This window comes from Pseudothioglobus sp. nBUS_23, from assembly GCF_051201565.1.
Taxonomy (GTDB): domain Bacteria; phylum Pseudomonadota; class Gammaproteobacteria; order PS1; family Pseudothioglobaceae; genus Pseudothioglobus.
On the sequence record NZ_CP179200.1, the window covers coordinates 684,340 to 701,970 of the forward strand.

The 17,631-nt window shown below is 40.3% G+C and carries 18 protein-coding genes; 5 read left to right on the plus strand and 13 right to left on the minus strand.

Going from position 1 to position 17,631, the window contains the following annotated elements; genetic code table 11:
• Genes ACMAZA_RS03390 through ACMAZA_RS03405 form a run of 4 tightly spaced genes read left to right on the plus strand, consistent with a single transcriptional unit; the run spans position 1 to position 5,088 of the window.
• Positions 1 to 1,263: a sarcosine oxidase subunit beta family protein gene (locus tag ACMAZA_RS03390; RefSeq protein ID WP_435190032.1), complete on the plus strand. Its 1,263-nt coding sequence runs from the start codon at positions 1 to 3 to the stop codon at positions 1,261 to 1,263.
• Between the two features lie 12 nt (positions 1,264 to 1,275).
• Positions 1,276 to 1,566 carry a sarcosine oxidase subunit delta gene (locus tag ACMAZA_RS03395; RefSeq protein WP_435190034.1) on the plus strand — a complete coding sequence of 97 codons (291 nt, stop codon included), beginning with the start codon at positions 1,276 to 1,278 and terminating at the stop codon, positions 1,564 to 1,566.
• On the plus strand, positions 1,563 to 4,526 hold the full coding sequence (locus ACMAZA_RS03400) for a sarcosine oxidase subunit alpha family protein (RefSeq protein ID WP_435190036.1): 2,964 nt from the start codon (positions 1,563 to 1,565) through the stop codon (positions 4,524 to 4,526). Before ACMAZA_RS03395 ends, ACMAZA_RS03400 begins: the two co-directional genes overlap by 4 nt.
• Positions 4,519 to 5,088, plus strand: a complete 570-nt coding sequence (locus ACMAZA_RS03405) for a sarcosine oxidase subunit gamma (protein ID WP_435190038.1) — start codon at positions 4,519 to 4,521, stop codon at positions 5,086 to 5,088. Before ACMAZA_RS03400 ends, ACMAZA_RS03405 begins: the two co-directional genes overlap by 8 nt.
• Before the next feature lie 118 nt (positions 5,089 to 5,206).
• Here the strand turns inward: ACMAZA_RS03405 and ACMAZA_RS03410 are convergent, their stop codons facing one another.
• From ACMAZA_RS03410 to ACMAZA_RS03450, 9 genes are all read right to left on the minus strand, one after another.
• Positions 5,207 to 5,659 carry a lipocalin family protein gene (locus ACMAZA_RS03410; RefSeq protein WP_435190462.1) on the minus strand — a complete coding sequence of 151 codons (453 nt, stop codon included), beginning with the start codon at positions 5,657 to 5,659 and terminating at the stop codon, positions 5,207 to 5,209.
• A gap of 167 nt (positions 5,660 to 5,826) precedes the next feature.
• On the minus strand, positions 5,827 to 6,882 hold the full coding sequence (gene ugpC, locus ACMAZA_RS03415) for a sn-glycerol-3-phosphate ABC transporter ATP-binding protein UgpC (RefSeq protein ID WP_435190040.1): 1,056 nt from the start codon (positions 6,880 to 6,882) through the stop codon (positions 5,827 to 5,829).
• A gap of 25 nt (positions 6,883 to 6,907) precedes the next feature.
• The gene (ugpE, locus tag ACMAZA_RS03420) at positions 6,908 to 7,744 is read right to left on the minus strand and encodes a sn-glycerol-3-phosphate ABC transporter permease UgpE (protein ID WP_435190463.1); all 837 of its coding nucleotides are present in this window, start codon (positions 7,742 to 7,744) and stop codon (positions 6,908 to 6,910) included.
• Positions 7,745 to 7,764: 20 nt separating this feature from the next.
• The gene (gene ugpA / locus ACMAZA_RS03425) at positions 7,765 to 8,646 is read right to left on the minus strand and encodes a sn-glycerol-3-phosphate ABC transporter permease UgpA (RefSeq protein WP_435190042.1); all 882 of its coding nucleotides are present in this window, start codon (positions 8,644 to 8,646) and stop codon (positions 7,765 to 7,767) included.
• 54 nt (positions 8,647 to 8,700) lie between these two features.
• Positions 8,701 to 10,011 carry a sn-glycerol-3-phosphate ABC transporter substrate-binding protein UgpB gene (gene ugpB, locus ACMAZA_RS03430; RefSeq protein ID WP_435190044.1) on the minus strand — a complete coding sequence of 437 codons (1,311 nt, stop codon included), beginning with the start codon at positions 10,009 to 10,011 and terminating at the stop codon, positions 8,701 to 8,703.
• Between the two features lie 394 nt (positions 10,012 to 10,405).
• Positions 10,406 to 11,506 carry a GMP reductase gene (locus ACMAZA_RS03435; protein ID WP_435190046.1) on the minus strand — a complete coding sequence of 367 codons (1,101 nt, stop codon included), beginning with the start codon at positions 11,504 to 11,506 and terminating at the stop codon, positions 10,406 to 10,408.
• 101 nt (positions 11,507 to 11,607) lie between these two features.
• Positions 11,608 to 12,000 (minus strand): hypothetical protein, encoded by a 393-nt coding sequence (locus tag ACMAZA_RS03440; RefSeq protein ID WP_435190048.1) that lies wholly within the window; start codon positions 11,998 to 12,000, stop codon positions 11,608 to 11,610.
• 77 nt (positions 12,001 to 12,077) lie between these two features.
• Complete coding sequence (locus ACMAZA_RS03445; RefSeq protein ID WP_435190049.1) at positions 12,078 to 12,389, minus strand: hypothetical protein; 312 nt, start codon at positions 12,387 to 12,389, stop codon at positions 12,078 to 12,080.
• Between the two features lie 76 nt (positions 12,390 to 12,465).
• Positions 12,466 to 13,374, minus strand: coding sequence for a homocysteine S-methyltransferase family protein (locus tag ACMAZA_RS03450; RefSeq protein WP_435190051.1), 909 nt, complete (start codon positions 13,372 to 13,374; stop codon positions 12,466 to 12,468).
• A 242-nt stretch (positions 13,375 to 13,616) separates the two neighbouring features.
• Between ACMAZA_RS03450 and ACMAZA_RS03455 the strand changes: the two genes are divergently transcribed.
• Positions 13,617 to 13,949, plus strand: a complete 333-nt coding sequence (locus ACMAZA_RS03455) for a hypothetical protein (protein WP_435190053.1) — start codon at positions 13,617 to 13,619, stop codon at positions 13,947 to 13,949.
• Positions 13,950 to 13,984: 35 nt separating this feature from the next.
• Here the strand turns inward: ACMAZA_RS03455 and ACMAZA_RS03460 are convergent, their stop codons facing one another.
• Genes ACMAZA_RS03460 through ACMAZA_RS03475 form a run of 4 tightly spaced genes read right to left on the minus strand, consistent with a single transcriptional unit; the run spans position 13,985 to position 17,537 of the window.
• On the minus strand, positions 13,985 to 14,656 hold the full coding sequence (locus ACMAZA_RS03460; protein WP_435190055.1) for a DUF1826 domain-containing protein: 672 nt from the start codon (positions 14,654 to 14,656) through the stop codon (positions 13,985 to 13,987).
• Positions 14,653 to 15,855, minus strand: coding sequence for a zinc metallochaperone GTPase ZigA (zigA, locus tag ACMAZA_RS03465; protein WP_435190057.1), 1,203 nt, complete (start codon positions 15,853 to 15,855; stop codon positions 14,653 to 14,655). Before zigA ends, ACMAZA_RS03460 begins: the two co-directional genes overlap by 4 nt.
• Positions 15,856 to 15,895: 40 nt before the next feature.
• Positions 15,896 to 16,726, minus strand: a complete 831-nt coding sequence (locus tag ACMAZA_RS03470; protein WP_435190059.1) for a metal ABC transporter permease — start codon at positions 16,724 to 16,726, stop codon at positions 15,896 to 15,898.
• The gene (locus ACMAZA_RS03475; RefSeq protein ID WP_435190061.1) at positions 16,716 to 17,537 is read right to left on the minus strand and encodes an ATP-binding cassette domain-containing protein; all 822 of its coding nucleotides are present in this window, start codon (positions 17,535 to 17,537) and stop codon (positions 16,716 to 16,718) included. The genes ACMAZA_RS03470 and ACMAZA_RS03475 overlap by 11 nt, the downstream gene beginning before the upstream one ends.
• Positions 17,538 to 17,631: the final 94 nt, after the last annotated feature.

Below are 17,631 nucleotides of genomic sequence, written 5' to 3' on the forward strand. Positions count from 1 at the left end.
GTGAGTAAAACTAGTTATTCTGCCTTTAAAGTTTTAAAAGAGGCGTTAACTGGCCATAAAGGCTGGGAGCCTACTTGGCGAGACGCTGAACCAAAAGCTGATGGCTATGATGTCATCATCGTTGGCGGAGGTGGCCACGGATTAGCAACGGCCTATTACCTAGCAAAAAATCATGGCATTACCAATGTTGCGGTCCTTGAAAAAGGCTGGATTGGTGGGGGTAACGTTGGAAGAAACACAACCATTATTCGTTCTAACTATCTGCTTCCAGGAAACGAGCCATTTTATGAATTATCACTGCAGCTATGGGAGAATCTTGAGCAAGATTTAAACTATAACGCGATGGTCTCACAGCGCGGAATCATGAACTTAATTCACTCAGACGCTCAGAGAGACGCCTTTATCAGAAGAGGCAATGCGATGCTTTTTGCTGATGCAGGTTGCGAGTATATTGAGGCTAAAGAAGTGAAAGAGAGATACCCATTCCTCGATATGGATAATCCAAGATTTCCTATTAAGGCAGCGCTAGCTCAGCCTCGCGGTGGAACTGTGAGGCACGATGCTGTTGCTTGGGGTTATGCCAGGGGCGCAAGTGACCTTGGTGTTGATATTATTCAGAACTGTGAGGTGACAGGCTTTAATATTGAAAATGGAAAATGCTTAGGTGTTCAAACCTCCAAAGGTGAAATTAAGGCAGGCAGGGTTGGCGTTTGTGTCGCTGGATCATCCGGAAGAGTTATGGCTAAAGCAGGTATCAAATTACCGATTGAAAGCCATGTTCTCCAAGCCTTTGTAACTGAAGGACTCAAGCCAGTCATGGACAACGTGATTACGTTTGGTGCTGGGCACTTTTACTGTTCGCAGTCAGACAAGGGAGGCCTTGTCTTTGGTGGTGATATAGACGGATACAACACTTATGCTCAGAGAGGTAATCTCCCTGTTGTAGAGGATGTATGCTCTGGAGGTATGGCGATCATGCCATCAATTGGTCGTGCCAGGCTGCTAAGAATGTGGGGCGGAATCATGGACATGTCGATGGACGGATCCCCCTTTATTGATAGTACAGAAGTAGAAGAGCTTTTCTTTAATGGTGGTTGGTGTTATGGAGGATTCAAAGCGACCCCTGCGAGCGGCTACTGTTACGCGCACTTATTAGCAACGAATAATTCTCACGAAGTTGCATCTGCTTACAAGCTGGATCGATTTAGGAGAGGCGCGATTATTGATGAAAAGGGCGTTGGCGCTCAACCAAACTTACACTAAGGGGAACAAGACATGATCATAAATCATCCACTGCTAGGTCCTCGAGATTCAGAAGAGTTTGTTTATCTTGGTTCGACCGATCTGATCAACAGACCAACCAATTGGGAAGAAGAGGCCTCAGCTGAAGATTTCTACCAGTATCAATACATCAGAGACAACATTGCTGGGGATCACCAGGAGCTCTGGTATCACGAGCAAGGTGACCAGTCATGGCTTGTTGTTTCCAGAAATACGCTAACACATGAGATTACAAATGTAGAGCTTGCTCAAGATGTCTCAAGAAAAATGGGTAGAGGGAAATGAGTCAGACGAATAGAAAAGACGGCGGTCTAATAAACAAAGAAAAAACTTTAACCTTTACCTTTAATGGTCAAATTTTAAGAGGGTATGAGGGTGATACGCTTGCATCAGCACTTCTCGCTAACAATAAACAACTGGTCGGAAGATCATTCAAGTATCACAGACCTCGCGGTATAGTTACTGTAGGCTCTGAGGAGCCAAATGCAATCATGGAGATTGGAAGCGGAGCACATAAAGAGCCAAACACGCGTGCGACCGTAACACAGCTTTATAACGGCCTTGAAGCAAACAGTCAAAACCATAGAGGGCCACTTAGCTTTGATTTGATGGCCATCACTGATTTCTTTTCGCCAATGCTCGGTGCAGGTTTTTATTATAAAACTTTTATGTGGCCAAAAGCCTTTTGGGAAAAACTTTATGAACCAGCCATTCGAAATTCTGCTGGTCTAGGAACGCTCTCAACTGAGCCAGATCCTGACACTTACGACAAAGGGTTCCGTTACTGCGATATATTAATTATCGGTGCGGGAGCTTCTGGTTTGTCTGCTGCATTGACTGCTGCCAGCTCAGGAGCAAAGGTCATTTTGGCTGATGAAGACTTCCTGATGGGTGGACGTTTAAATTCTGAGACTGCAAAGATTGATGGTAAAGCAGGAAGCGAATGGGCAAAAAATGCAGTCGATAAACTGAGCGCAATGGACAACGTCACATTGATGTCAGATACAACTATTTTTGGAGTTTACGACCACGGTATTTATGGTGCACTCGAAAATCGCTCCTCTGAATCAAGAGCTGAATCTAAAAAGCCAAGACAGGTCAACTGGAGAATTTATGCCAAGCGCTCCATTCTTTGCGCTGGCGCAATTGAGCGCTCAATTGCTTTTGGAAATAACGACCGTCCAGGAATTATGTTAGCTGGAGCCGTCAGAGCTTACATGAACAGGTTTGCTGTTGCCACGGGTAAAAAGGTCTCGGTTTATACTAATAACGATGACGGATGGCAAACTGCAAAAGATTTAAGGTCTAAGGGAGTGAAGGTAGTTGCAGTGATAGATTCACGTTCTATAAGTCCAGTCATGGGAATTCAGGGCGCAGAAATTTTTATGGGTACCGATGTTGTTGATACTAAAGGTAGAAGGGCTCTTAAATCAATTAAGCTCTCCAACGGCAAAAGTATCGATACCGATTCACTGGCCGTTTCTGGCGGTTGGAATCCTAACTTACATTTAACTTGCCACCACAGAGGAATCCCAAAGTGGAATGAAGACATTGCTTCTTTTGTGCCTGATGATAATACGCCTCCGGGTATGTCAGTTGCTGGAAGAGCAAAAGGGACGATGGTTCTTAATGATGCAATTAAAGAGGCTCATGATTTAGGTTCATTTGTTGCTGAGGAGTTGGGCTTCAAAGCTTCAGATCTGGAGCCAGCGACAACACCAACAGTTGCTTATAACGTTGTTGCTAACTGGGGCGTTCCGAGTGGCAAAAATCGTGCCTGGGTCGACTTTCAGAATGATGTGACAGCTAAAGATGTCAAGCTAGCGAATCAAGAAGGATTTAAATCAGTTGAGCATGTCAAGAGGTATACCACTCTAGGTATGGCGACTGATCAAGGTAAAACAGCCAACGTCTTAGGTATAGGTATTATGGCCGAAAACATGGGTCAGTCCATGCAAGAGACCGGAACAACCATATTCAGGCCGCCATACAACCCAGTGGCTGTTGGAGCGTTCGCTGGAAGAAGAAGAGGAATGGAATTCTATCCAACGCGTTATACGCCAAGCCACAAATGGTCGGAAGAGCAGGGTGCTGTATTTGTTGAGGTAGGGATGTGGTACCGCTCTCAGTGGTTCCCTCAGCCTGGTGAGACTCACTGGCGTCAATCCGTTGATCGTGAGGTCATTCAAACGCGTTCATCTGTTGGTATATGTGACGTAACTACTCTAGGAAAAATTGATATTAAGGGTTCTGACGTCTCAGAATTCTTAAACAAAGTCTATGTGAATGCTTTTGCTAAGCTTCCAGTCGGCAAGACTAGGTACGGCTTAATGTTAAGAGAAGACGGTATGGCTATGGATGATGGAACAACCGCTAGACTGGCTGAAGATCATTTTGTGATGACCACAACAACTGCAAACGCAGTCAGTGTATACAGGCACCTTCAGTTCTGCCATCAGGTCTTGTGGCCTGACTTAGATGTCCACATGATTTCTGTAACTGAGCAGTACGCCCAATACGCAGTAGCAGGTCCAAATTCTCGTAAACTTCTCGAGAAGATTGTTGATTCAAAGCATGATATCTCTAATGAGGGTTTTCCATTTATGGCTGCAGGCGAGATTTCAGTCTGTGGAGGCATTCCAGCTAGACTTTTTAGAATCTCTTTTTCGGGCGAATTAGCCTATGAAATTGCTGTCCCAACGCGCTATGGAGACTCACTCATGAGGGCGATGATGGAAGCAGGAGAGGAGTTTAATGTCGTTCCATACGGAACTGAGGCGCTCGGTGTTATGAGAATTGAGAAAGGGCACGCGGCAGGACCTGAGCTGAATGGTCAAACCAGTGCTTATGATCTTGGAATGGGCGGTATGGTTTCGGGCAAAAAAGACTTTATTGGATACAAGCTTGGCCTGCGAGAAGAGTTGCAGCGAAGTGATCGTATGCAGATGGTTGGTTTTAAGCCGGTCAACAAAGCAGACCTTGTTGACAAAGGTCATTCAATGGCTGGATCTCATCTGCTTGATCTCAGAGAGAAGCCGACCACTGAGAATGATCAGGGTTGGATCTCTTCATCAATCTATTCACCCATGCTTGGGTGCTATATCGGTCTCGGATTCATTAAAAACGGACTAAATAGAAAAGGTGAGTTTGTTCGAGCTGTTGATTTAGTTAGAGGAAGTGACATAGAGGTCGAAATTTGTAGCCCGCACTTCTATGATCCTGAAGGAGGGCGTTTACGTGTCTGATTACGAATTATTACCAGAGTCGCCACTAGGCGGCGTTGAAATAGAGCTTGAAGGTTTTAACATAACTGAAGTCACAGATAAATCTCTAGTGATGTTAGCGCTTCCAAGAGATAAGTTTAGCGATATTGAATCTTCAATTGACAAGTCCTGCGGATTAAAGCTTCCTGAAATGGAGAATTCAACTGAGTCAAAGGATTCATCCATTACCCTCTGGCGTTTACAAAAAAATCAGGTTTTGGCTTACTATACTTATGAGGGCCATGATGCAGAGTCACACCTCTCTAGTCAATTAAATGCTCCGGCATACTATACTGACCAGTCTGATACTTGGGCAATGATTAGGGTAAGTGGCAAGAGAAGCAGAGACGTACTTGAGAGGATCTGTCCGATTGATTTAAGTCCTGAGGTTTTCACAGTTGGAAGAGTTTCTAGAACTATTATGGAGCATATAGGAACCATAATCTTTAGAGACGGTGATGACTCTTATGTTCTCTTAACGATGCGCTCTTTTGGTCGTTCAATGCTTCATGCTATTGAGGTTTCTGCTGACAACGTACTCTAAAAGCAAAGCCAAAAAATCCTGTTTATAAATCCTATTTTCTAGCTATGAACAATGGCTAGAAAAATAACGCTGGCAAGAATATTAAAGAGCATCCAGAGTATAAAGTTCTTATTTATTTTCACTTGGCATGGATTGCTTTTTGTAAAGCATCGAGTTCATACCCAAGAGACTCCACTACATCAACCAATTTTGTGTAGTCCTGCTCAGAAATTGATGGCGTTCTAGCCATAATCCATACATAGTCACGACTATTTCTACCAATAATAGTTTGCTGGTAATTGTCATCTAAATAGACGATTCTGTAGTCTGCCTTGATTGGCCAGACAAACTGCATACCCCAGATCGCGTTGGTTGTTTCATCCATTACAAATCCGCGAGGTCGAAATACCTTGGATGGGCCATCGAGACTACCTTTGTTGAAAGTGAAAGTCGTTGCAATAGTCCCATCGTTATCTCTTTTGTAAGTCTCCACAGGATTGTAAGCGTCCTTCTCAAGAAACGTTGGAATAGTTGCAATGACATACCAATCACCCATGAACCTGTCAAGGTCAACATAGTCAACTACTGGCATGGGTCCTTCACTGCTATCCTCAAGGGCTTGAACACTAGAGCATCCAAAAAAATAAAATAATAGTGTTAAAAATAGTGAGATTTTATTATTCATATTTTCATTTTAAATGAGAGATATGCAAACAAGATGAAGATTACAAGTTCTTTAAAAGTAGTTTGATGACAAGCCTAGACTGTATAGCGCTTTTCGGTTTTCAAATCAAATAAATGGATGTTGTCGGAATCAATTGAAAATTGCTTTTTTGTATTCTTGCTTTCAGGTGAATATACACCAGGGATACTGGCTGTGATAAAGTCACCTGTTGAGGTAAGTTTTCCATGCAGGAGAGTATTAGCACCGAGCGGCTCAGAGTTAAGAATTGTTATCTCAATTGGACCATTATCATCTGGAATTAAATGTTCGGGGCGAAGACCAATTTTCAAAGAGCAATCTCCTTTAGGCCCGGAACCAATTTTAGAGTCACGAATATAAATTTCTTCATTATTAATACTGCCTTCAATAATATTCATTGCCGGACTCCCAATAAATTGCGCTGCAAAGACTGAGCCCGGTGTTTCATATACCTCAAGAGGCGTGCCAATTTGCTCTGCAATGCCTGCATTCATAACAATCATTCGGTCTGCCATGGTCATCGCTTCAACCTGGTCATGTGTTACATAAAGCGCTGTTACTCCAAGTTTTTCTTGTAATTCGCGAATTTCCAATCGCATTTGAACTCTTAATTTGGCATCAAGGTTCGATAAAGGCTCATCAAATAAAAACACTGCTGGCTCGCGCACGATTGCACGACCCATTGCAACTCTCTGACGCTGCCCGCCTGATAATTGCTTGGGTCTGCGGTCAAGTAATGGCTCCAATTGCAGTAACTTTGCAGCCGCAACTACTTTAGCATCAATTTGATCTTTAGGCATTTTGGCTATCTTGAGACCGTAGCCCATATTTTGACGAACAGACATATGAGGATACAGCGCATAGTTTTGAAAAACCATGGCAATATCTCGATCCATGGGTTCCTTTTCATTTACAAAATCTTCGTCAATAAAGATTTCTCCCTCTGTGACGGTTTCTAACCCAGCAATCATTCTAAGAAGCGTAGATTTACCACATCCAGAAGGTCCAACAATTACTATAAACTCACCATCTTTGATGTCCGTTGAAATGCCCTGAATAACCTCTGTTGAACCAAATTTTTTCTTGACATTCTTAAGGGATACTGTTGCCATAATTTTTCCTATTATCTAATATATTCTATTTCTCACTGTCTACCAGGCCTCTGATAAATAGTTTCTGCATTCCAACTACAACGATTACAGGTGGAATCATTGCAAGGATTGAAGTAGCCATAATCACGGGCCAATCAGCCACGTCATCACCTGATGGAAACATTTGTTTAATACCCATCACAATAGTATTCATTTCGGGCTCTGTTGTTATTAGTAAAGGCCACAGATATTGATTCCAACCATAAATAAATAAGATTACAAATAATGCTGCAATGTTTGTCCTACTCATTGGCAAGACAATATCCCAAAAGAATCTCATTGGACTGGCGCCATCAACTCTTGAGGCTTCAGCCAACTCATCCGGAATAGTGAGGAAAAATTGTCGAAATAAGAATGTTGCAGTAGCTGAAGCAATTAATGGAAAAATGAGACCGCTATAACTATTAAGCATGCCAAAACTTGCTACAACTTCATAGGTAGGAACAATGCGAACTTCAACAGGTAGCATTAAAGTTAAAAAGATCATCCAAAAGAAAAAAATTCTACCTGGAAAGCGAAAATATACAATTGCAAAAGCAGACAGAAGCGAGATAATAATCTTACCAATTGCTATACTAATTGCCATCACAAAACTATTCACTAGCATAGTTGATACAGGAACATTTACACCAGAGAAAAGCGCTTTTGAGTAATTCTCCCAAAATTGATCACCAGGCCATAGGGGCATTGGTGGTTTTACGATTTCAGGTTGAGTAACCGTTGAGGCAACGAAGGCTAGCCAAATTGGAAAGAAGATAATCAGAACACCTATAATCATAAAAACATGAGTTAGCCATAAACCTGAGCCTCTTTTTTCAACCATGCCATTAATATTTTTGCTCATCAGTAGTGCACCTTCTTTTCAATATATTTAAATTGAATGACAGTCAGTAGACCGACCACAAACAACAAGACAACTGATTGTGCTGCAGACGAGCCAAGATCTTGACCCACAAAACCATCAGCAAATACTTTATAGACTAATATGGTTGTTGACTGCTGAGGTCCACCGGATGTAATTGTATGAATTACACCAAAAGTTTCAAAGAATGAGTAAACGATATTGACCACCAATAAGAAAAATGCAGTTGGCGATAAGAGAGGTAGAACAACTGTCCAAAAACGTTTCCAAAACCTAGCCCCATCAATTGCAGCTGCTTCAATTACAGATCGAGGAACAGCTTGAAGTGCGGCTAAAAAGAATAGAAAGTTGTAACTAATGCGTCCCCAAGCCGACGCTATAACGACAAGACCCATGGCTTCACCACCATTCAAAACATGATTCCAATCATATCCAAGCTGTCCAAGGTACCACGAAACAACCCCTACACGTGTGTTGAACATGAATAACCATAAAACACCTGCAATAGCTGGAGCTACAGCGTAAGGCCAAATGAGCATTGTACGATAGGTTCCGGATCCCTTGATTAGTCGATCTGCCATCACAGCAAGAAATAGTGCTGGAATCATTGAGCATAGTGTTACAAGAATTGAGAATACCGCAGTGGTTATAAAGGATGCACGATAAAATTTATCACTAAAAAGAAATTCAAAATTACCTAGACCGACAAAGACTGAAGATAGCCCAAAAGGGTCAGGGATAAAAAGTGACTGCCAAATCGCTTGACCGGCAGGATAGAAAAAGAAAACAGCAGAAATAATGACTTGCGGAGCAATTAATAAAATGGGCAACCACCAGCCACGAAATGTAACGCGTTGATTCATACTCAAGTATTTTAAAGTAGGCAGGCCTTAAGAAGGCCTGCCTTTTTTTAAGTCTTAACGATTTGCTGACTCAAAGCGGCGTAGTAAAGCATCACCACGCTCTTTTGCGCTATCCATCGCTTCTTGGGCTGATTTATCACCAGACCAAATAGCTTCAAGTTCCTCATCAATCAGACCACGAATCTGGTCATAGGATCCAAGACGTAAACCGTTAGAGTTCGCCGTTGGCTTATTTGCCGTCATCTGAATTACAGCAACTTCTGTGCCAAGATTTTCAGCGTAGAAGCCAGATGCACGTGTTGCATCTCCAGCCGCAACCGTAATTGGTAAGTAGCCTGTGTCTTGATGCCACTGTGCTTGAACATCAGTTGATGACAAGTAGCTCAAGAATTCACCAGCACCCTTATATTCAGCATCACTATGTCCTTCCATTACCCATAATGAAGCACCACCAATGATTGTATTTTGAGGGCTGTTTCCAACACCTTTCCAGTAAGGTAATGGGCGAACTTCAAAGTCGAATTCAGCTTCTTTTTTAATACCAGCATATCCAGCTGAACTTTCGGTAAATAATGCACATTCACCAGCACGGAAGTTTGCTCCACCTTCATTTCTACGTCCAGTATAAATGAACTTACCATCTTTAGCCCATTGCCCCATTGCTGAAAGGTGAGCTACCTGAGCTGGACCATTTAAAGTCAACTCCGTATCTAGGCCTGCGAAGCCATTATCCTTAGTTGCAAAAGGCACGTCATGGTAGGCTGAGAAGTTTTCAAGGTGAATCCAGCTCTGCCAAGCAGTTACAAGTGGGCATTCTTCACCACCAGCTTTCAAAGCAGTTAAAGCTGTTCCAACACTCTGCCAAGTAGATAGATCAGTATCTGGATCAACACCTGCTGCTGCCATTGCGTCGCGGTTTACCCATAGAACTGGCGTTGACGCGTTGAAAGGAAGTGATAACATGTCACCCTCTGTAGATGTGTAGTATCCTTTGACCGCACCAATATATGCATCTTGGTCAAATTCTGCACCACTAAGTTCCATCACTTCATGCATTGGACGTACCGCTCCACGGGCAGCCATCATAGTCGCAGTTCCAACTTCAAAAACCATAAGGATATGTGGCTGTTCATTCGCACGGAATGCTGCAATACCTGAGTTAAGAGTTTCAGAGTAGTTACCCTTGTGAGTTTGAACGACTTTATAGTCGCTTTGGCTTGCGTTAAAATCATTAACTTGGGCTGCAACGAGCTCTCCAAGGCGACCAGTAAAGGCATGCCAGAAATGCACTTCAGTAGGCTCAGCTACTGATATTGGCGAGAACAATGTTGCTGCTACCAGTATTCCTGATAGATATTTTTTCATATTTTCTCCTTTGCACCCATTTAGATGCTTAGTTAAAAAAAAGAAGCCAAAAGGTTTTGACTTCAGTTAAGTTTATATTTTTTAAAGTAAATGATTGGCGTTACCAAACTTACTTTATTGATTTCATATTCTTGAAAAATACTAATCGAGATTTAGTATACATCAAGATGTAATCATATAAATCAATTTTGCCCAAATATTAGTACATTGTTCCACTATATGAAACAAACAAGTAAATAAAAAAATTAAAATCTATAAAGTTTTTACACATGAAAAGAACTTATATAAATTATAAGTATTCAAATTTTGAAGTTTGATTACTCAATAAGTGGTCTTATTTGGAGTTATTATGATTTGAGATTAAATGAAAGTTTCCTTAAAAGAGAGGTCTACCTTAATTATTCTCATAAACTCTGTTATGAGTATCATAGCATCGAATGAACGTTGCGCATCTCATTAAGTGTTTCAGTCTCTGGGCTCCTGCATATGTGCAAGAACTCCTTATACCTCCTAAGATGTCTTGAATTGTATTAGACACTTCTCCTCGATAGGGAACTAATACTTCTCGTCCCTCTGAACTTCTGTAATCCTTTAGGCCGCCAAAGTGCTTAACATTTGCCGCATCTGAACTCATGCCATAAAACTGAATAAATGATTTTTCTTCGGTCACGCCAACTTCTTTTGTAAGGTACTCTTTAGTAACAACTTTGCCTCCGCCTTCGTCGTGGCCAGCTAACATTCCACCTAGCATCACATAGTCGGCTCCTCCAGCAAATGCTTTTACGACGTCACCAGGAGTCGCGCAGCCGCCATCGGCAATAATGTGTCCGCCCAGTCCATGAGCCGCATCGGCACACTCTATGACTGCTGATAATTGAGGGTAGCCAATCCCGGTTTGAATGCGCGTTGTGCAAACGCTACCAGGCCCGATTCCAACTTTGACAATGTCAGCACCATTTAAAATTAGCTCTTCAGTCATTTCGCCAGTAACTACATTACCAGCAATGATTACCATGTATGGATACTGCTTTCTAAATTTTCTAACAAAGTTACTAAATCGCTCGCTGTATCCATTTGCTACGTCAATACAAACATACTTTAGATTGCCTTTATCGACTTGATTGTATACCTCTTTAAATTTTTCAGAATCATTGTCTGTAATCCCAATACTCATTGCAACATGCTCTCTTCTGAAATCATGATCTGCATTAAAGTAATCAACTAATTCGTCTACCTGTAATGTTTTAACAAGACAGGTAAATATTTTTTGTTTGGCAAGGGTGTCTGCCATATCAAATGTTCCCACGCCATCCATATTAGAGGCCATGATAGGAACGCCTCTGTAATGCCTATAATCGTCTATTGTCTCGCCCTGATAATTTCGAAATTTAAAGCCTCGTTCTAAGTCAACTTCCTTGCGAGAGCCTAATGTGCTTCGTTTAGGTCTAATTAGAACATTGTTATAATCAAGCTTTATATCTTCTTCAATTCTCATCTCTTAACCCCTAATTATTTAATTAATTTAAAGAATATTTTGTTATTATTGTTATACCCTTAAATTCCTCCATCTTTAAAACAGTATTCTACAAAAAAATGCTAAATTAATTCTCCGTCTTTGTAATTGCCCTCGAATATTTTATTTCCACTTTCATCCCACTTGGTCCAAGTGCCATTCTTTTTTTCTTTCCGATACAACCCTTCCTCGCATTTTTGTCCGTTATCATGCCATGAGATCCATCTCCCTTCATAGAGACCATCAACATCTATACTCTCTCTCATTTTTTGACCATTTTCATGCCAATAGATATGGTTTCCATGCCAAACATTGTTTTTAAATGACTCTTTACTTTTGAGTTGACCATTCTCATACCATTCAAGCCATTTCCCTTGTTTGCTTCCATCAACCCAAAGGCCTTCTGAGGATTTTTTACCTGAAGGATGCCAGCAAGTTTCAATGCCATTTTTAAAGCCATTATTATCTTTTTGCATATAGGGATTATAAGTCAACACAAATTAAAGGCCAAACTTTGTAGGATGTGTGAGGGCAAGGAAAAAATAGATGAGCGCTATTGACTCAATAATTCATTCATCAATTCTTGAGAAGCTTCTATTCCTTTGTCTATTGGTCTGCATACAAGCTCTCTTAACATAGGCTCCACTAATGAGCTTATCGCTTTATATGAATCACTTCCTTTGACCAGGTGACCAAATCCCTCCTTCATATGTCTTTCAAGTTCTTCAGTAATATCTTTGCTTTCACAATCTGTTGATTGAAGTCTCTCAATTGTAATACTAGCAGCAGTTTCTTTGACTGGAGTATCGTCTGTATAAGCTGAAAGGCTAGAGATTAGTATTAGAAGTAGCACTAGTTTTTTCATATTTGAATTATAATTCAACATGGACTAAAGTCCAAATTTCGTTTGATATGTGAGGTAGGGTGTGTATATCTCAAACTTACTTAAGTTTAGCCATCTCTCTTATATGAGCAGGCCTTGTTTCACAACACCCACCCAAAATGGTTGCTCCTGCCTCTTTAAAAGTTTTTACAAACTCTGACATTTTTGCTGGAGTTAGGTCTTCTCTGCTTCCTAAGAATTCGTTTGGATTTCCTGATGTACTTTTATTAAAAGTATTTGTATAGCCATCTTTAGGTTTAGTTGTTACAAATCCATTTAGCTTAAAACCAAAAGGTACGCCTAAATTTTTTATTTCATCTAAATTTTGCTCGAAATTTTCAGGTGATACACATGAAAGCATCAATCCTAAAAGGTTTTGATGATTAATTTTATGAATAATATCTGAAATTTTTTCACCACTAGGTAGCTTAACACCCTCAGAAATATGGGCGCCTATTAAGTAAGGTTTGTTTAAAGTCTTTATAGCTTCAATAGCTAACTGAATCTCTCTAACACTGCCTAAAACATCGAAATAAAAAAAATCAACAAAAGGGTTTAATAGTTTTGCTTGTTCATAAAAATTTTCTTTAATCTCAGAATCAGACCTTGTATCTGAATCATAAGTTAAGTATTGAGGCGGCAATCCTCCTGCAACTAAAATATGAGGATTTAAATCCTTAGCTTTTTTTGCAATCTCACCTGCCTTAGTATTTAAATATTCGAATTTATCTTCAACATTATTATCTCTGAGCCTCAGCCTTCTTGTTGTAAATGTAGCAGTTACAATAATTTCAGCACCAGCGTTTATAAAATCTAAATGCGTTTCAAGTAAAAGTTGATGATACTTTTCTTGAAGCAAGGCGTTAGCACTCCATAAAGTTCCATTAGGCTTCATACCTCTTGCTAGCAATTCTTGACCCATGCCTCCATCAAAAATTCTTGTTTTCTTAAAAAAATTTAAATTCATTTTGTTTTCTTTCTTCTAGTTTTATTTGCAAAGATTACTTTTAAAAAAGTAAGATTTTAATCATTATTTTTTTGAAAGCACGCTTATTAAAAATATGAGGTTTATCTACTAAACTATCTAAGGTAATTAGAAGAATTTTCTATGACGATTCTTTTGTAGGTCAAATTTCGTTTGATTTGTTATTAAGAGAGAGGGTAAATCTAAACTATAATTTAAGTAATTAAAAATTAATGGAAATAATAATGTCAGTAAATTTTAAAACTTATAGTGATACTTGGATTAAGGCTGTCAATGATAAAGATGTAAATAGTATGTCTGATGTTTTATCAAATGACTTTATCTGGGTAAATGATAGATTCAATTTTAAACTAGACAAAAAAGAGACTATAGATTGGTGCAAAGACACTAATTTCCAAGCTGTAGATTTTTTATGCTGTTATGAAAATGATGAGGTTATAGTAGGTACTCATAACGTAATAGAGCCAAACGCCCTAGATTCAACTGTGATGTTTATAGCTAAAATTGAAGACGGTAAAATTATTTCTCATCAATATCTTCGAGAGTTTCAAAGATAGTTATTCAAATTTCTTTTGATATTTTCATGGGAGTTTTATTCATCAATAAAATCAAGTGTTAGAATAAGTCGATTTGTTTGATCAATCAATTGAGGGGATCGATGAATAAGGCCAGCCCCTTGATTGCCTTCCCAGGATTCTCCCTTAAGTAGAGCTACCTCTCCCTGGTGTAGTTGCTGTATGTCCTCTAAAGTATTAAAAAGTCCCGACTGATCATCTGGCATGCCTTTGCTTCCGTGACCTAATTTGGAGCGATCAGCAGCGTGGTGAGGCAGCCATTCAGTGGCAATCCCATGATAAGTAGTTATGAGTCTGCATGGGACTCGATCTACATGGAACTTAGGACACATCGCACTATTCAAAACAGATAGTCTCAAGCCAGTACGATTAAGACCAAACAAGCAGCAAAACATATCGACCAGTTCTGAAATATCCTCACTCAAGAGTTCAGACATTTTCGATCCTCCGAGCAATTCATTGACAGAAGAGTAGGCATCTTGAGGAGTAACGATTTGAGATATTTGTAGAGCTGGATTCGAATATATAACGCTTTCAGAGGCATCGGCTATTAAATGAGAAAGTTTGCGTTGCCAGGTCACTATATTTATATCCTCTATGTAAATATCTTTTAAGACTTCAGGATCTGTTCCTACAATGCTCCGTGCTAATGATGTGTTTGACATTGACGAATCAAGGATTGAACTCATTCGCTATCCCTCCATGCTGGAAAAGGATCATCTAAAGTCACCCAGTGCTCTTTTCCTTTGAGCACATCCTCTTCTGATAATAAGCAATCATTTAAGGCCTCGGTCATACTTTCCTTGTCTAGCTTTTGACCTATAAATACCAATTCTTGTCGCATGTCACCAAACGGACCCTCCCAGTTCTTATTGATCGCATCTAGGGATCCTTCATCTGTGGGCCAATTTTTTTGAGGAACAGATTTCCAGAAAGTTCCTGCAAATCCGTAATGTGCGATTCCTCCTGCTTGATTCCATTCCCACACATAGGCTGGTCTAGTGCAGAGCCAAAAGTAGCCCTTAGAGCGAATTAGTTTTCCAAATTTTTCAGTGTCATGAAGAAACTTAAAAAACCGCTCTGGATCGAAGGGGCGCCGTGCCAGATAGCTGAAGCTACTGATTCCATATTCTTCAGTTTCAGGAACGTGTTCTCCTTGCATCTCTTTAAGCCAGCCTGGAGCTTGCTGGGCACGCTCAAAGTTAAATAGACCTGTGCTGAGCACCTCGTTGACTGAGACTTTACCTTGACTTATGGGCAGGATTCGAGCGTTTGTATTGAGAGTTTTGAGAATAGCAATCAGCCTATCAATATCCGACTTCTTCACTAAATCAGTTTTACTGATCAGGAGTACATCGGCGAACTCGATTTGATCGATCAATAAATCTGCAACACTTCTCTCATCATCCTCACCGAGAGATTCTCCAGACTCTTGTAAATATTTTGCTTCATCATAATCCTTTAGAAAATTAACAGCATCAACGACTGTGACCATTGTGTCCAATTTTGCGACTTCAGATAGTGAGTTACCATCTTCATCTGCAAAGGTAAAAGTTTCTGCTACGGGTAAAGGCTCTGAAATGCCAGTTGATTCAATTACAAGATAGTCAAACTTACCTTCTTTGGCAAGTTTATTTACCTCTAGAAGTAGATCCTCTCGAAGCGTGCAACAGATACAACCGTTACTCATTTCTATTAATTTTTCTTCTTTATGACTGAGCGACACTTCACTCTTAATCATTTCTGCATCAATATTGATTTCGCTCATATCATTAACGATAACAGCCACCTTTTTTCCCTCACGGTTATTAAGAATATGGCTAAGAACTGTTGTCTTTCCAGCACCAAGAAAACCGGATAGAACAGTTACAGGTAGAAGCTTTGTCATAAATTATTTCCTCAATCTACTTAAAAATATATCAATCTATTTACTCGTTTTTAACTTTGTTAAAACGAATACTTTTCACTATTTCAATAATGGCGGTCGGTAAAACTGTAATGATAAAAAATATTGATGCGGCGACAACGATACTAGGCCCTGCTGGGGTATCCCATTGAAGCGAACCAAAAAGACCTCCAAATACCGCTATGACTCCAATCAGAGCTGCTATCAATGCCATCTGTTCGGGTCCGCTTGCGAAACGTCGTGCAATTGCTGCAGGAAAAATAAGCATTGAAGTGATCAGTAAAACTCCAACGATTTTCATAGAAATAGCGATCACTGCTGCCATCAATAGCATAAAGATAATATTGGCTTGTTCTGGTCTCATGCCTTCTGCTTGAGCAAGCTCAAGGTTTACCGTGGCGGCAAATAATGATCTCCAGAATATGGCCAATACAATTAAAACCAATAAACCGCCGCCCCAAATGACGGCAATATCAAAGGGAGTAACTGCTAGTATGTCCCCAAACAGAAAGCCCATCAGGTCAACTCTGACCCATGTCATAAAGCTTAATGCCACCATGCCAAACGCTAGAGCTGAATGGGCAAGAAGGCCGAGTAATGCATCAGCAGATAGGGTGACTCTTCGTTGCAAAATTAAAAGTGCAAGAGAGACAAATACAGATACCAAGAAAACACTTAATGTGATGTTCACCTGAAAAAGTAAAGCTAACGCTATGCCTAAAAGAGCTGCATGTGAGAGCGTATCACCGAAATAGGCAAGCCGTCTCCAAACAATGTAACAACCAAGCGGTCCAGCCACTATAGCAACACCGACTCCAGCAATTATTGCTCGACTAAAAAAATCATCCATCATGTTTATCGCCTTCTGTATTTTGGTTTGAATTGTTAATCCGATTTACAAAAGTAAGGGGATTGTTTTCAGGATTGATACTTCCATTTGAAAGATGTTGGTGGTCATGTTGGTGCTCATAGAGAGCAAGTCCTGAAGCTGCTCGCGCTCCAAAAAGATCCTTGTATTCCTTGCTGACAGCAACTTTCATTGGCGTGCCGCTGCAACAGACATGACCGTTGAGACAAATCACGCGGTCTGTCGCTGCCATGACTATATGTAAATCGTGTGAGATGAGAAGAACTCCGCACTGCAGTTCATCACGAATCTTTTTAATAAGCTCATACATTTCAATCTCACCACTAAAGTCAACACCTTGAACAGGCTCATCAAGAACCAATAGCTCTGGCTTAAAAGCTATAGCTCTAGCAAGTAATACTCTTTGAAATTCGCCGCCTGAGAGAGTCCTAACCTCTGAGTTAGCTAAATGCAAAGTTCCCGTAAGATTCATAGCTCGATCAGCCTCCTCTTTAGTAACATGGCCTGTAAGGCTCATCAAACGCCTTACTTTTAAAGGCACAGTCCAATCTATAGAAACCTTCTGAGGGACATAACGAATCTTCAATTTTTTTCGTCTTTTAGCTGAACCCTCATCAGGTTTAAGAATGCCAAGAGCCATTTTTGCTGTTGTTGATTTTCCAGAGCCATTCGGCCCAATCAATGTAAGAATTTCACCCGACCCTAGGGTCAACGAAACATCACGCACTAGCCACCGATCAGATCTATAAATACCTGCTTTATTAAGTGATATAAGAGGCTCGTTTAGTTGTGTCATTTCTAACTTTTGATATTTCAATCAATTTGCTAAAAGAAAATGCAATTATATATTATGATTGCAATATTATTGCAATATATTTTGTTTCCTGATA